Source organism: Quadrisphaera sp. INWT6 (assembly GCF_015390235.1).
GTDB lineage: Bacteria > Actinomycetota > Actinomycetes > Actinomycetales > Quadrisphaeraceae > Quadrisphaera.
The window spans coordinates 354317-369299 of sequence record NZ_VUOH01000001.1; the positions used below are offsets into that span (position 1 = coordinate 354317).

Annotated in this window: 12 protein-coding genes; 11 read left to right on the forward strand and 1 reads right to left on the reverse strand. The window is 75.9% G+C overall.

What is annotated here, in order from left to right; translation table 11 throughout:
• The first annotated feature begins 31 nt into the window (after positions 1–31).
• From F1641_RS01520 to F1641_RS01570, 11 genes are all read left to right on the forward strand, one after another.
• On the forward strand, positions 32–907 hold the full coding sequence (locus F1641_RS01520; RefSeq protein ID WP_194902723.1) for a fumarylacetoacetate hydrolase family protein: 876 nt from the start codon (positions 32–34) through the stop codon (positions 905–907).
• Positions 904–1791, forward strand: a complete 888-nt coding sequence (locus tag F1641_RS01525; protein ID WP_194902724.1) for an SDR family NAD(P)-dependent oxidoreductase — start codon at positions 904–906, stop codon at positions 1789–1791. Before F1641_RS01520 ends, F1641_RS01525 begins: the two co-directional genes overlap by 4 nt.
• Complete coding sequence (locus tag F1641_RS01530; protein WP_194902725.1) at positions 1788–2795, forward strand: aldo/keto reductase; 1008 nt, start codon at positions 1788–1790, stop codon at positions 2793–2795. Before F1641_RS01525 ends, F1641_RS01530 begins: the two co-directional genes overlap by 4 nt.
• A 220-nt stretch (positions 2796–3015) precedes the next feature.
• Entirely contained in the window at positions 3016–4923 is a 1908-nt protein-coding gene (gene typA, locus F1641_RS01535; RefSeq protein WP_194902726.1) for a translational GTPase TypA, read from the forward strand.
• A 242-nt stretch (positions 4924–5165) separates the two neighbouring features.
• Positions 5166–6119, forward strand: coding sequence for an N-acetyl-1-D-myo-inositol-2-amino-2-deoxy-alpha-D-glucopyranoside deacetylase (mshB, locus tag F1641_RS01540; protein ID WP_194903279.1), 954 nt, complete (start codon positions 5166–5168; stop codon positions 6117–6119).
• 140 nt (positions 6120–6259) lie between these two features.
• Positions 6260–8209, forward strand: coding sequence for an AAA family ATPase (locus F1641_RS01545; RefSeq protein ID WP_194902727.1), 1950 nt, complete (start codon positions 6260–6262; stop codon positions 8207–8209).
• Positions 8206–8727, forward strand: a complete 522-nt coding sequence (locus tag F1641_RS01550) for a flavin reductase family protein (RefSeq protein ID WP_206690373.1) — start codon at positions 8206–8208, stop codon at positions 8725–8727. Before F1641_RS01545 ends, F1641_RS01550 begins: the two co-directional genes overlap by 4 nt.
• Positions 8728–8747: 20 nt before the next feature.
• Positions 8748–10745: a VanW family protein gene (locus F1641_RS01555; protein WP_194902728.1), complete on the forward strand. Its 1998-nt coding sequence runs from the start codon at positions 8748–8750 to the stop codon at positions 10743–10745.
• Between the two features lie 56 nt (positions 10746–10801).
• Positions 10802–11128 carry a ferredoxin gene (gene fdxA / locus F1641_RS01560; protein ID WP_194902729.1) on the forward strand — a complete coding sequence of 109 codons (327 nt, stop codon included), beginning with the start codon at positions 10802–10804 and terminating at the stop codon, positions 11126–11128.
• On the forward strand, positions 11128–12306 hold the full coding sequence (dapC, locus tag F1641_RS01565; protein WP_206690374.1) for a succinyldiaminopimelate transaminase: 1179 nt from the start codon (positions 11128–11130) through the stop codon (positions 12304–12306). The genes fdxA and dapC overlap by 1 nt, the downstream gene beginning before the upstream one ends.
• A 117-nt stretch (positions 12307–12423) precedes the next feature.
• A complete protein-coding gene (locus F1641_RS01570) occupies positions 12424–13743 on the forward strand; it encodes a citrate synthase (RefSeq protein WP_194902730.1) in 1320 nt (439 codons plus the stop codon).
• Between the two features lie 220 nt (positions 13744–13963).
• On the opposite strand, the gene F1641_RS01575 is transcribed toward F1641_RS01570, so the two are convergent.
• Positions 13964–14968 carry a hypothetical protein gene (locus F1641_RS01575; protein ID WP_375541457.1) on the reverse strand — a complete coding sequence of 335 codons (1005 nt, stop codon included), beginning with the start codon at positions 14966–14968 and terminating at the stop codon, positions 13964–13966.
• Positions 14969–14983: the final 15 nt, after the last annotated feature.

Sequence of the window (14983 nt, forward strand, 5' to 3'; positions counted from 1 at the left end):
CGACGACCGCACCCACCACGGAGGACCAGCGATGAGGCTCGTGCGCTTCGGAGAGCCCGGTGCGGAGGTGCCCGGCGTCCTCGACGGCGACGGCGTCCTGCGCGACGCCTCCTCCCTGGTCACCGACTGGGACGGCGCGTCCCTGGCCCCCGGGCGGCTCGCCGCGCTGCGGGCGCGGGTGGCCGGGCTCCCCGCCGTCGACGGCTGGGACCCCGAGCACGCCGCGAGCGGCGGCGGCGTCCGCCTCGGGTCGCCCGTGGCGCGCCCCGGCAAGGTCGTCTGCATCGGCGTCAACTACGCCGACCACGCCGCCGAGTCGGGCATGGAGACCCCCGCCGAGCCCGTCGTCTTCATGAAGGACCCGTGGACCGTGGTCGGCCACCGCGACACCGTGCTGGTGCCCCGCGGCTCGGTGAAGACCGACTACGAGGTCGAGCTGGCCGTCGTCATCGGCGCCACCGCGCGCTACCTCGACTCCCCGGACGACGCGCTCGCGTGCGTGGCCGGCTACGCCACCAGCCACGACGTCTCCGAGCGCGCCCTGCAGCTGGAGGGCACCGGCCAGTGGGACAAGGGCAAGAGCTGCGAGACGTTCAACCCGCTCGGCCCCTGGGTGCTCACCGCCGACGAGGTGGCCGACCCGCAGGACCTGGAGCTGCGGCTGTCGGTCAACGGCGCCGAGCGCCAGCACGGCTCGACGGCGCAGATGGTCTTCGGCGTCGCCCACCTCGTGCACTACCTGAGCCAGATCATGGTGCTGCACCCCGGTGACGTGATCAACAGCGGCACGCCCGCCGGCGTCGCGCTCGGCCACCCCGACCCCAAGCCGTACCTGCGCGAGGGCGACGTCGTGGAGTGCTCGATCACGGGCCTGGGCACGCAGCGCACGGTGATGGGCCAGGCGTGAGCGAGCTCGCGCCGCCGGCGCAGGAGCTCTCGGGCGTCCGCGCCGTCGTCACCGGCGGCGCCAGCGGCATCGGCCGCGCCGTCGCCCGCGCCCTGCGCGAGCGCGGCGCGGCGGTGGCCTCCCTCGACCTGCGCCCCCTGGCCGCGCCCGAGGACGGCATCGCCGAGGTCGTCTGCGACGTCGGCGACGACACCTCCGTGCGCGCCGCGGTCGCCCGCTCCGCCGAGCTGCTCGGCGGCCTCGACGTCGTGGTCTCCAACGCCGGCATCGGCTCCACCGGTGGCGTCGAGGACGTCGACGACGACGAGTGGCACCGCGTCCTCGACGTGAACGTCGTCGGCGCCGCGCGCCTGGTCCGGGCTGCGCTGCCGCACCTGCGCGCCAGCGCCGCCGAGGCGCTCGCGGCGGGGCGCCCCAGCCCCGCCGCCGTCGTGTGCACCGGCTCCATCGGCGGGTGGAGCGGCCTGGTGCAGCGCGCCGCCTACAACGCCAGCAAGGGGGCGCTGCACGCCCTGGTGCTCGCGATGGCCGCCGACCTGGTCCGCGAGGGCGTGCGCGTCAACGCCGTGGCCCCCGGCACCGCCGACACCCCGTGGGTGCGCCGCCTCATGGCGCAGGCCGACGACCCCGACGCCGCCCTCGCGGCGCTCGTGGCGCGCCAGCCCACGGGCCGGCTCGTCAGCGCCGAGCAGGTGGCCCACGCCGTCTGCTACCTCGCCAGCCCGCTGGCGGGGGCCACCACCGGCAGCGTGCTGCAGGTGGACGGCGGCTCGCACAGCCTCGTCCTGCCGCCCCGGCAGCCACCCCAGACCGACCAGACCGACCAGACCGACCAGACCGACCAGACCGACCAGACCGACCAGCCCGACCGGGAGACCCGATGACCGCCTCCTCCGCGCAGCCGCTGCCCACCCGCGAGGTGCGCTCCACGGGCGTCCGCCTGAGCACGCTCGGGTTCGGGGCCGCCGTCATCGGCAACCTCTTCCGCAGGGTGGACGACGAGACCGCCCGCGCCGCCGTCGACGCCGCCTGGGACGCCGGCGTCCGCTACTTCGACACCGCGCCCCACTACGGCCTCGGCCTGTCCGAGCGGCGCCTCGGCGAGGCGCTGCGCGACCGCCCCCGCGACGAGTACGTCATCTCCTCCAAGGTCGGCCGCCTGCTGCGCCCCCGCGACGTGCCGGTGGACCGCGACGACGAGGGCTTCGACGTCCCGGGCGACGTCGGCCGCGTGCGCGACTACAGCCGCGACGGGGTGCTGCGCTCGATCGAGGAGACGCTGGCGCGCACCGGGCTCGACAGGGTCGACGTCGTCTACGTCCACGACCCCGACGCCCCCGAGGACCTCGACCGGGCCATCTCCGAGGCGCTGCCGGCGCTCGTGGAGCTGCGCGAGCAGGGCGTGGTCGGCGCGGTCGGCGCCGGCATGAACTACTCCGCGCCGCTGACGAGGGTGCTGCGCGAGACCGACGCCGACGTGGTCATGCTCGCCGGCCGCTACACGCTGCTGGAGCAGGGCTCCCTCGACGACGTGCTGCCCGCGGCGCAGGAGCTGGGGAAGGCGGTCGTGGCCGTGGGGGTGTTCAACTCCGGGCTCCTGGCCCGCCAGGACGTCCCCGACGACGCGAACTGGAACTACGAGCAGGCGCCCGCCGAGCTCCTCGCCCGGGCCCGCCGGCTGGCGGCCCTGTGCGCCGAGCACGGCACCACGCTCCCGGCCGCCGCGGTCGCGTTCGCGCTGGACCACCCCGCCGTCGTCGGCACGGTGCTCGGGATGCGGACCGCCGACCAGGTGGTCCGCAACGCGGGCCTGCTGTCCGAGGAGCCCGCGGGCGGCTGGACCGCCCTCTGGGACGACCTCGCGGCCCGGGGCCTGCTCCGCCGCTGAGCGCGCGCGGCCCGCGCGGGCGCCGTGCGCGGGCCGCTGCGCCGGCTGCTGCGCCGGCTGTTGAGCGGGCTGCTGAGCCGGCTGCCGGGTGACGACGGCGGGGCGGGGTGGCCACCGGCCGTAGGATCGTCGGCGGCCCCGCCGTCGCGCCGACACCCCCGCTGGTGCGGGGGGCGTCCGCGCCGCCGGCCTCCTGACCCCCCAGTTGGAGTGTCTCCGCATGTCCGTCGCGCCCGACGCGAGCAAGCTCGCCACCCGCGCCGACCTTCGCAACATCGCGATCGTCGCCCACGTCGACCACGGCAAGACCACCCTGGTCGACGCCATGCTCAAGCAGGCCGGCGCCTTCGGCGCCCACCAGCACGTCGACGACCGGGTCATGGACTCGGGAGACCTCGAGCGCGAGAAGGGGATCACGATCCTCGCCAAGAACACCGCGGTCCGGTACGCCGGCCCGTCGGCGGCGGAGGTCGGCGCTCCCGGCGGCGTCACCATCAACATCATCGACACCCCCGGCCACGCCGACTTCGGCGGCGAGGTGGAGCGCGGCCTGTCGATGGTCGACGCCATCGCCCTCCTGGTCGACGCGAGCGAGGGCCCGCTGCCCCAGACGCGCTTCGTGCTGCGCAAGGCGCTGGCCGCCAAGCTCCCCGTGATCCTCGTGGTCAACAAGGTCGACCGCCCCGACGCCCGCATCAGCGAGGTCGTCGAGGAGACCGGTGACCTGTTCCTCGACCTCGCCGGCGACCTGCCCGACGCCGACTCCCTGCTCGACTTCCCGGTGGTCTACGCCTCCGCGCGCGCCGGCCGCGCCTCGCTGACGCAGCCCGCCGACGGCGGCATGCCCGACGAGGAGGACCTCGAGCCGCTGTTCCGCACGATCCTGGAGACCGTGCCCGCGCCGACGTACACGCCGGGCGCGCCGCTGCAGGCGCACGTCACCAACCTCGACGCCTCCCCGTTCCTGGGCCGCATCGCGCTGTGCCGCATCCACGAGGGCGAGCTGCACAAGGGCGACTCCGTCATGTGGTGCCGCGCCGACGGCACGCAGCAGCGCGTGAGGCTCACCGAGCTGCTCATGACCGAGGCCCTCGAGCGCAAGCCCGCCGACTCCGCGGGCCCCGGTGACATCTGCGCCGTCGCCGGCATCCCGGAGATCACCATCGGCGAGACCCTCGCCGACGCGGAGAACCCCGTCCCGCTGCCGCTGATCACGGTCGACGAGCCCGCCATCTCGATGACGATCGGCACCAACACCGCGCCGACCGCCGGCAAGGTCAAGGGCGCCAAGGTCACCGCGCGCCTGGTCAAGGACCGCCTCGACCGCGAGCTCATCGGCAACGTGTCGATGCGCGTGCTGCCCACCGAGCGCCCCGACGCCTGGGAGGTGCAGGGCCGCGGCGAGCTGGCGCTGGCGATCCTCGTCGAGCAGATGCGCCGCGAGAACTTCGAGCTCACGGTCGGCAAGCCGCAGGTGGTCACCCGCGAGGTGAACGGCAAGGTCCACGAGCCGCTCGAGCGCCTGACCATCGACGTGCCCCAGGAGTACCTCGGCGCCGTCACCCAGCTGCTCGCCGTCCGCAAGGGCCGCATGGAGCAGATGACCAACCACGGCACCGGCTGGGTCCGCATGGAGTTCCTCGTGCCCTCGCGCGGCCTCATCGGCTTCCGCACCGAGTTCCTCACCGAGACCCGCGGCACCGGCATCGCCCACGCCACCTTCGAGCGGTACGAGCCGTGGTTCGGCGAGCTGCGCACCCGCCCGTCCGGCTCGATGGTGGCCGACCGCTCCGGCGCGGCGACCTCCTACGCCATGACCTCCCTGCAGGAGCGCGGCACCCTCTTCATCGAGCCCACGACGGAGGTGTACGAGGGCATGGTGGTGGGTGAGAACTCCCGCTCCGACGACATGGACGTCAACATCACCAAGGAGAAGAAGATGACCAACGTCCGCTCCAACGCGGACGAGCTGGAGCGCCTCGTGCCGGCCCGCAAGCTGTCGCTGGAGCAGTGCCTGGAGTTCTGCCGCGAGGACGAGTGCGTCGAGGTCACCTACGACGCCGTGCGCATCCGCAAGGTCGTGCTCGACCAGACCGAGCGCAGCAAGGCAGCGCGCGCCAAGCGCTGACCGCCGCACCGCTCCGCGAGGGCGGAGTCCGGGGCCACCACCGACCGCGCGGTGGCCCGGGACTCCGCCCTCGCTGTCCGGGGCCCGGCTGGCTAGCGTGGTCGGCTGTGACGACCACTCCCGGCCCCGGCCCCGACGAGATCGAGACGGCGGAGCGCCCCGCCGACGACGTGCTGTCCCAGGCGGCGAGCGTCGTCGACGACGTCGCCGAGCGGGCCTTCGAGCCCGAGGAGCTCGCCGCGATGGAGGCCCTCGACGTCCCGCGGCGGATGCTGCTGGTGCACGCCCACCCCGACGACGAGACCATCGGCAACGGCGCCACCATGGCGCGCTACGCCGCGGCCGGCGCGGGCGTGACGCTGGTGACCTGCACCCGCGGGGAGCGCGGCGAGGTGGTCGACCCGGAGAACGCCCACCTGGAGGGCGACCACGCCGCCCTGGCCGCGCACCGCGTGCTGGAGCTGGCCACCGCGATGGAGGCGCTCGGCGTCACCGACCACCGCTTCCTCGACGACGCGCCTTTCGACGGCGAGGACCCGGCCGCCACCGCGGCCGCCCGCTACGAGGACTCGGGCATGGCCTGGGGCGAGGGCATGCGCGCCGTGGCCGCCCCCGACACCGGCCCCGCGGCGTTCGCCCGCGCCGACCTCGACGAGGCCGCCTCCCGCCTGGCCGGCGTGCTGCGCGAGGTGCGCCCGCAGGTCGTGGTGACCTACGAGCCCGGTGGCGGGTACGGCCACCCCGACCACGTCCGCGCCGCCGAGGTGGCCCGCCGCGCCGTCGAGCTGGCCGCCGACGCCGCCGCTCCGCTCGTGGCGGGGGGCGTCCCGTGGGAGGTCGCCAAGTCCTACGAGGGCGTGCTGCCCGCCTCCGAGGCGGAGCGCGCCTTCGGCGGCGACCGCTCGTCCTGGCCGACGATGGTGGTCGACGACGCCGAGGTCACCGCCGTCGTCGAGGCGCCCGAGCAGCTGGGCGCCAAGGCCGCGGCGCTGCGGGCCCACCGCAGCCAGGTGCACGTGCGGCTGGCGGGCGAGGGCGGCGCCGGGGCCCCCGAGTTCATGGTCAGCCAGGACCGCTGGCAGCCGGTGTGGACCACCGAGTCCTACCGCCTGGCCCGCGGGGTCGCGGCGCCGGACGGCCAGCGCGACGACGGTCGCGAGAGCGACCTCTTCGCGGGGATCGCCCCGCCGTCCTGAGCGCCGCAGGTGCACCGGTGACTCACCTCGAGTCACCGGGCATCACTGCGCGTCGTCGCTGACTCCGGGGAGCGCACCACTGGTTGCGGAGCGTGCTGGTCACTGGCTGTGATGAGCACTCACCGAGACCGGGAGTGAGCATGCCGTCACCGCAGGGGGCCCCCGTCGCGCGCCGCGACGCCGCCGACGTCGGCCGCAACCGCGAGCGCCGCCGCCAGCGCCGGCTGCTGCGCATCGCCGTCGTGCTGGCCCCGGTCGCGGTGTTCCTCTGGTGGCGCCTGCTCGCCGGAGACCCGGTCTCGGCCTCCGACCTGGCGCTGCCCGCCGTCGACCCGCTGTACCTGATGGTCGGCGTCTTCTTCGCGCTGATGATCGGGGTGCTGCTGGCGCAGGTGGTCGTCTCCGGGCGCAGCCCGCACGTGGTCTACCGGCCCGAGCAGATCGACGTCACCCTCGACGACGTCAAGGGTCTGGGCCCGGTCAAGGAGGAGGTGCAGCGCTCCCTCGACCTGTTCCTCGCGGGGCGCACCTTCCGCCGCGAGATGGGCGGCACCCCGCGCCGCGGGCTGCTCTTCGAGGGGCCTCCCGGCACCGGCAAGACGCACATGGCCAAGGCGATGGCCCGCGAGGCCGGTGTCCCGTTCCTCTACGTCTCGGGCACCAGCTTCCAGTCGATGTACTACGGCGCCACCGCCCGGCGCATCCGCTCGTACTTCCGCGCGCTGCGCACCGCGGCCCGCAAGGAGGGCGGCGCGATCGGGTTCATCGAGGAGATCGACGCGATCGGCGGTGTGCGCAGCGGCATGGGGTCGGCGATGGCGCCCGCGGGTGCCCTCGCGAGCACCGCGCTGTGCTGCGGGGGGCTCGAGGGGCTGCCGATGCGGGCCTCCGGGGTGGCGGACGCCCATGATCACGGACGGGTGGTGTCTGCGATGAACAGCGAGGGCGTCGGCGGCGTCGTCAACGAGCTGCTGGTGCAGATGCAGAGCTTCGACGAGCCGACCGGAGCCCAGAAGCTGCTCGGCGGCCTGGTCGACGCCGTCAACCTGCTGCTCCCCGCGCACCGCCAGCTGCCGCGGCCGCGGGTGGAGCCCGTCGACGTCCTGCTCGTGGCGGCCACCAACCGCGCCGACGGCCTGGACCCGGCGCTGCTGCGCCCCGGCCGCTTCGACCGCCGCCTCACCTTCGACGCCCCCGACCAGGCGGGCCGCCGCGAGGTGCTCGACCACTACCTCGCGAAGAAGGCGCACGACCCCGAGCTGGACGACGACGAGCGCCGCGACGCCCTCGCCGGCATCACGGCGGGCTCCACCCCGGTGATGATCGAGAACCTGCTCGACGAGGCCCTCGTCAACGCCGTGCGCCGCGGCGCGCCCGCGATGTCCTGGAAGGACGTCGAGCACGCGCGCCTCGTGACGTCCGTGGGGCTCGGCTCGCCGGTGGGGTACACCGAGCGCGAGGCGCGGCTGATCGCCACGCACGAGGCCGGCCACGCCGTCGTCGCCCACCTCGTGGCGCCGCAGCGGCGGCTGGAGGTGCTGACGATCGTCAAGCGCGCCGGCGCCCTGGGGATGCTCGCCCACGGCGACGCCGAGGAGGTGTGGACCCGCTCCCGCTCGGAGCTGACCGCCCTCGTGCAGATCGCCTTCGGCGGGCAGGTGGCGGAGGAGATCGCCTTCGGCGACGTCTCCACCGGTCCGTCGTCGGACCTGGCCTACGCCACGCGGGTCGCCGCGCAGATGGTCGGCAGCGCGGGCATGGCCGGGTCCCTGGTGTCCTTCGCCGCCGCCGAGGCCTCGCCGGTGGGGGAGGGGCTGGTCGGCCGCGTGCTGAACGACCTGCCCGCGCGGGCCGCGCTGGAGGACCTGCTCACCACGCAGCGCGACGCCGTCCGCTACCTGCTGGGCACCCACCAGCACCTGGTGGAGGCGCTGCGCGACGCGCTGCTCGAGCGCCACGAGCTCATCGGCCACGAGATCACCGACGTGCTCGCCGCTGCGTCGTCAGCATCGGCGTCGGCCTCGTCGGCGCCGTCCGCGGTGGTGCTCCCGGACACGGCCCTCGCGTCCTCGCCTACCGTCGAGGCGTGAGCGAGCCCCAGCCCGACCCGCTGACCCGCGCGCCGCTCGACCTCGACGCCGTCGCCGCGGCCACCGAGGAGGTGACCGCCGGCGTCGCCGTCGCCAGCACCCGCTGGCGCGGGCTCGACCACGCGATCACCGTCACGTCGTACACGTGGGTCAGCCGCGACCCCGCCCTGCTGCTGGTGTGCGTGCACGAGGACGCGCGCTTCCTCGACGCCGTCGAGCAGGCCGGCGCGTGGGGGCTGTCCGTGCTCGCCCAGGACCAGCGCGCCGTCGCCGGCTGGCTCGCGACGCCGGGCCGCCCCGCCGTCGGCCAGCTCTCCCGAGTGCCCCACCGCCCCGGTCCCGCCACTGGGGTCCCGCTGCTCGACGGGGCGCTGGCCGCCTTCGAGTGCCGCACCACCGCGGCCCACCCCGCGGGCGACCACGTCGTCGTCGTGGGCGAGGTGGTGGGGCTCGACCACCCCGCGGCCGGGGCGGACCCGCTGGTCAGGTTCCGGCGTTCGTACCACGCGCTCGCCTGATCCTCCCTAGCCTCGCAGCTGTGGGAGGGACGAACGGGACCCTGCAGCTGCTCGAGATCCTCGAGCGCCAGAGCGAGCGCGAGGCCGCTCACGGCCGTCGCGCGGCGATCCCGGCGCCGCGCCGCGCGGCCCGCGTCGACCTGCCCGTGACCGGGCCGGCCGCGGTCGCCGGCCCGCCCGTCCCCGACGCGCTCCCCGTCGCTGCGCCGTCCACGGCACCGGGCGCCGGGCCCGCGGCAGCGGGCGCCGACGGCAGGTCGCGGGCGCGGGTGCTGCTCGCCGTCGCCGGCCTGGGCCTGGTGGCCGCGTGCTGGTCCGGCGCCTCGGCGTTCCTGGCCGACCGCGTGCCCGAGGGGACGACGGTCGCCGGCACGCCGATCGGCGGCCTGGACCGCGCCGAGGCCGCGCGCGCCGTCGAGGCCGCGCTCCAGCCCCGGCTCTCGGCCCCGCTCCCCGTGCAGCTGGCGGCTCCGGCGGGTGCCGCCTCCCCGCAGCGCACCGCCAGCATCGACCCCGCCGGGGCCGGCCTCGAGCTCGACGCCGCGGCGACGGTCTCGCGGGCCATCGGCCCCGTGGGCCTGCCCACCACCCTGTGGCGCCAGCTGCGCGGGGGAGGCGACGTCGCCCCCGCCGTCACCGCCGACCCGGCGGCGCTCGCCGGAGCCGTCGACAGGGCCGCCGTCGCCCTCGACGTGCCGCCGGTGGAGGGCTCCATCAGCTTCGCCACCGGCCAGCCCGCGCCCACCGAGCCGGTCCCGGGCCTGGCCGTGGACAGGGCGGCCGCCGCCGAGCTCGTCCGCCGCGCCTGGCTCGCACCGCTGGGCGCCGGCGGCGCCGAGGCCCAGCGCCCCCTCGTGCTCCCCAGCCGCGAGGTGGCCCCCCAGGTGACCTCCGCGGAGGTCGCCGACGCCCTGGCGCGGCAGGCGCAGCCGGCGCTGGCGGCCCCCCTCGCGGTGTCCGTCAGCGGCCGCGGCGTCGTCCTCGCCCCCGCCCAGGTGCTGCCGGCGCTGTCGGTGGTCCCCGCCGACGGCGCGCTGCGGCTCGACGTCGACGGCGCGGTGCTCGCGGCGGCCGTCGTGGCCGCCGACCCCGCGACCCGGGTCCCCGCGGTCGACGCCGCCCTCGACACCAGCACGGGGACCCCGGTCGTGGTGCCCTCGGCCGACGGCTCCGAGCCCGACCCCGACGCGCTGGCCGCGTCCGCGGAGCAGGCGCTGCTCGCCTCCGGTGAGGGGCGCACCGCGCAGACCGGCACCCGGCCCGTCGCTCCCGCCCTCACCACCGAGGACGTCGCCGCGATGGGGGTCGTGGCGCTGCTCGGGCAGGTGGTCTCACCGCTGACCGCCGACCCCGCCCGCACCACTGACGTCACCACCGCCGCGCGCGCCCTCGACGGCGCGCTCGTCGCCCCCGGCGGCTCGCTCGACGTCGCCGCGCTCATCGGTGCGCCCACGGCGGAGGCCGGGTACGTGCCGGCGTCCGTGGTGGTCGACGGCCGCGCCACCACCACCCTCGCCGCGGGCAGCACCCAGGTGGCCTCGGCGGTGCTGGCCGCCGCCTACGCCGCCGGGCTCCAGGTCGACGCGCGCACGGCCCCGGAGTCGTGGAACCCCCGCGATCCGGTCGGCCTCGACGCCGTCGTCGGTCCCGACGCCCCGCTGTCGCTCAGCGAGCCGGGGGCCACCGGCGCCCTCCTGCGCGCCGAGGTCGTCGACGGCTCCCTGCGCGTGCAGGTGTGGGGCGGGCAGGGGCGCGCGGTCAGCCTGCAGACGGCGCCCGCCTCGGACCCGCGGCCGGCGCTGCAGGTCGTCGACACCTCGCCGCAGTGCGTTCCCCAGCCCGGGCAGGACGGGTTCACCACCACCGTGACCCGCACCACCACCACGGTCCCCGTCGAGGGCGCCGCGGCCGCGGAGCCCGCCGTCGACGAGCTCACCACCACCTACGCCCCCCGCACCGCCGTCACGTGCGCGGCGAGCGCGCTCCCCGCGGGCTCGCCCGCGCCGGCCCTGGACTGACCGCCGAGCGGGCCACTGGGTGGTGGGCCGCCGAGGTCGGGTGGGAGGATGAGCGCGTGACGTACGTGATCGCGCAGCCCTGCGTCGACCTCAAGGACCGGGCCTGCGTCGAGGAGTGCCCGGTCGACTGCATCTACGAGGGCAACCGGTCTCTCTACATCCACCCCGACGAGTGCGTCGACTGCGGTGCCTGCGAGCCGGTGTGCCCCGTCGAGGCCATCTACTACGAGGACGACGTGCCGGTCCAGTGGGCCGACTACACCACGGACAACGCCGTCTTCTTCGACGACGTGGGCTCGCCCGGCGGCGCCGCCAAGCTCGGCGTCATCGCCAAGGACGCCCCGCTGGTGGCAGCCCTGCCGCCGCAGGAGACGGGCCACTGATGGCGCGGGGCAGCCGCATCGCGGACCTGCCCGACTTCCCCTGGGACGCGCTGGCGCCCGCCAAGGCACGCGCCGCGGCCCACCCCGGCGGCATCGTCGACCTCTCCGTCGGCACGCCGGTCGACCCGACCCCCGAGCTGGTCCAGCGCGCCCTGCGCGAGGCGTCCGACGCCCCCGGCTACCCGCAGACCGCCGGTACCCCCGAGCTGCGCGAGGCGGTGGCCGGCTGGGCCGAGCGCACCCGCGGCGTCCGCGGCCTCGACCCGGCCGCGGTCCTGCCGACGGTGGGCTCCAAGGAGCTCGTCGCCTGGCTGCCGACCCTGCTCGACCTGGGGCCGGGCGACGTCGTCGTCATCCCCGAGGTCGCCTACCCCACCTACGACGTCGGCGCCCGCATCGCCGGGGCCCGCGCCGTGCCCGTGGCGCCGGGGCGGTGGCCCTCGGCGGAGCAGCTCGCCGAGCCCGGCGGTGGCGCCGGGCAGGTCCGCCTGGTCTGGGTGAACAGCCCCTCCAACCCCACCGGAGCCGTCGCCGGCGTCGAGGAGCTGCGCGGCGTCGTCGAGCGCGCCCGCGCCGCCTCCACGCCCGAGGCGCCCGTGGTGGTGGTCTCCGACGAGTGCTACTCCGAGCTCGCCTGGGACGTCGAGGAGGTCCCGAGCCTGCTCGACCCCCGCGTCTGCGGCGAGGGCCCCGACGCCCACCGGGGCCTGCTGCTGGTCACCTCGCTGTCCAAGCGCTCCAACCTCGCGGGGTACCGCGGCGGCGTCGTCCTGGGAGACCCCGCCCTGGTCGGCGCGCTCCTCGCGGTGCGCAAGCACGCCGGGATGATCGTGCCCGCCCCCGTGCAGGCCGCCATGACCGCGGCGTTCGCCGACGACGAGCACGTCGCCGTCCAGCGGGAGCGGTACCGGGCCCGGCGCGCCGTGCTGCGCTCGGCGCTGGAGGGCGCCGGCCTGGTCGTCGAGGCCTCCCAGGCCGGGCTGTACCTGTGGACCCGCGACCCCGCACCGGGCGTCGACGGGTGGGCCCTGGTCGACGAGCTCGCCGGGCTCGGCGTCCTCGTGGCCCCAGGCGCCTTCTACGGACCGTCCGCGGCCGACCACGTGCGGGTGGCGCTCACCGCCTCGGACGAGCGCATCGCCGCTGCCGCTGCACGGCTGGGCGCTCGCGCCCGGTAGCGTCCCCACCGTCGCACCCGACCGGTGCGCCGCTCCCGGCTGCTGCCCCTGCGACACCAGGCCGCCAGCCCCGCACCCGCACGACCACCACCACCCCCGACGACGAGGAGCCGAGCCATGACGGACCCCGCGACCGGCCAGCTGTCCGCCGTGCCCGAGGCCTCCGAGGTGGTGCTGCAGCACCCCGGTGGCCGCCTGCCCCTGTCGGTGGTCCCCGCCGTCGAGGGCAACTCCGGCCTCGACGTGTCGGGCCTGCTCAAGCGCACTGACTTCGTGACGCTCGACCCGGGCTTCGTGAACACCGCCTCGTGCCAGAGCGACATCACCTACATCGACGGCGACGCGGGTGTGCTGCGCTACCGCGGGTACCCGATCGAGCAGCTCGCCGAGCACTCGACCTTCGCCGAGGTGAGCTACCTGCTCATCAACGGCGAGCTGCCCACAGCCGACCAGCTCGAGGCGTTCACCGCGCGGATCAACCGCCACACGATCCTCCACGAGGACCTCAAGCGCTTCTTCGACGGCTTCCCGCGCGACGCGCACCCCATGCCGGTGCTCAGCTCCGCGGTCTCGACGCTGTCGACCTTCTACCAGGACTCGCTCAACCCCAAGGACGCCGCGCAGGTCGACCTGTCGACCTTCCGCCTCCTGGCCAAGCTGCCGACCATCGCCGCCTACGCGCACGCGAAGTCGACCGGCCGCCCGATGCTCTACCCCGACAACTCCCGGGGCCTGGTCGAGAACTTCCTGCGCATGACCTTCGGCTGGCCCGCCGAGCCGTACGAGCCCGACCCCGAGATGGTCAAGGCGCTCGACCTGCTCTTCGTGCTGCACGCCGACCACGAGCAGAACTGCTCCACCTCCACGGTCCGCATGGTCGGCTCCTCGGGCGCCAACCTCTTCGCGTCGGTCTCCGCCGGCATCCACGCCCTGTCCGGGCCCGCCCACGGCGGCGCCAACCAGGCCGTGCTCGAGATGCTCGAGGCGATCCACCGCGGCGACGACGACGCCGACTCCTTCATGGCCAAGGTGAAGGACAAGCGCGACGGCGTCCGCCTCATGGGCTTCGGGCACCGCGTGTACAAGAACTACGACCCGCGCGCCGCCATCGTGAAGAAGACGGCCGACCGGGTGCTCGCCCGGGCTGACAACCCGCTGCTCGACATCGCCAAGCGCCTGGAGGAGATCGCCCTCCAGGACGACTACTTCGTCGAGCGCAAGCTGTACCCGAACGTCGACTTCTACACCGGCCTGATCTACCAGGCGATGGGCTTTCCGCCGCGGATGTTCACGGTGCTGTTCGCCCTGGGCCGCCTGCCCGGGTGGATCGCCCAGTGGCGCGAGGGCGTCACCGACCCGGCGATGAAGATCAACCGCCCGCGCCAGGTCTACACGGGCGCCGCCGAGCGCTCGTACACGCCGATGGGCGAGCGCTGACCGCTCCCCGCTCGGCCCGCTGACGACGAGCTGACGACGACGAGGCCCGCTCCCCACCCGGGGAGCGGGCCTCTCGTCGTCGTCCCCTCGGCCGCCGAGTCGCAGCCGAGCGCCTGCTTGTGGTTCGCGTGGGGTCCCTAGTCGCAGCCGAGCGCCTGCTTGCGGTTCGCGTGGGGTCCGGAACCGCAGCCGAGCGCCTGGTTGCGGTCGGGGGGAGGGGCTACTCCTCGCGGCCGCCACCGACGAGGACCACGGCGGCGCCCGCCGGGGCCAGGCGCGCGGCGTCGTCCTCCGGGACGGCCACCCAGCCCTCGTCGGGCCTGTCGCGCCGCCACTGCAGCCCGTCGGTGCCGACGGCCACCACCTGCAGGTCCGCGGCGTGCGCCACGGCCCACTGCGCCGCCGACCAGCCGACCCGCTGCTGCTCCTCCGACGCGGTGGCCCCCGCGGCCGCCGGCGACCCGATGAGCACGCCGGCACCCTCGTCCGCGGGGGCCACCGGCACGCCGGTCCCCCGCTCGCGCGCGAAGGCGTCGACCACCGGCTGCGTCCGCGGCCAGTAGCCCGACTCCCCGGCGGCCTGCGCGGAGGTGTCGCCGACGGGCCGCAGGCGGCAGGTGAGCGCGGCCTCGGAGTACCCCGTCAGCGCCGAGGCGTAGGCGCGGCCCTCGGGCTCGTGGTCGGCGTAGGCGTCGGGGAACCCCGACCGCTGCACGCGCTGCGCCACGACCGTGATCGGCTGGTCGGCGTACCCGTCGACCTTCGCGAGCACGTCGAGGAAGGCGCCGGTGGAGTAGACCGGGTCCTGGATCTCGGCCTCGGTGCCCCAGCCCTGCGACGGGCGCTGCTGGAACAGGCCGAGGGAGTCGCGGTCGCCGTACGCGATGTTGCGCAGCTTGCTCTCCTGCACCGCCGTCGCCAGGGCGATGGTCGCCGCGCGCGCCGGCATCCCGCGCTGCTGGGTGATGGCGGTGATCAGCGCCGCGTTGCCGGCCTGGTCGGGGGCGAGGTCGTACCCGGTGCCCCCGCCGCCGTCAGCGGTGGCGGTGCACCGCTCGACGACGACGGTGGACGACGGGGCGACCTCGTTGACGGCCACCCAGGCCCCACCGGCGAGCACCGCGACGACCGCGGCGACCCCCACGAGCCGGCCCGCCGCGCCGTGCGCGCTGCTGCGGCGGCGCGGCGGGGGCTGGCGGCGGGGTGCCGGCCTGCGCTGCTGCATCGTGGCCACGGGTGC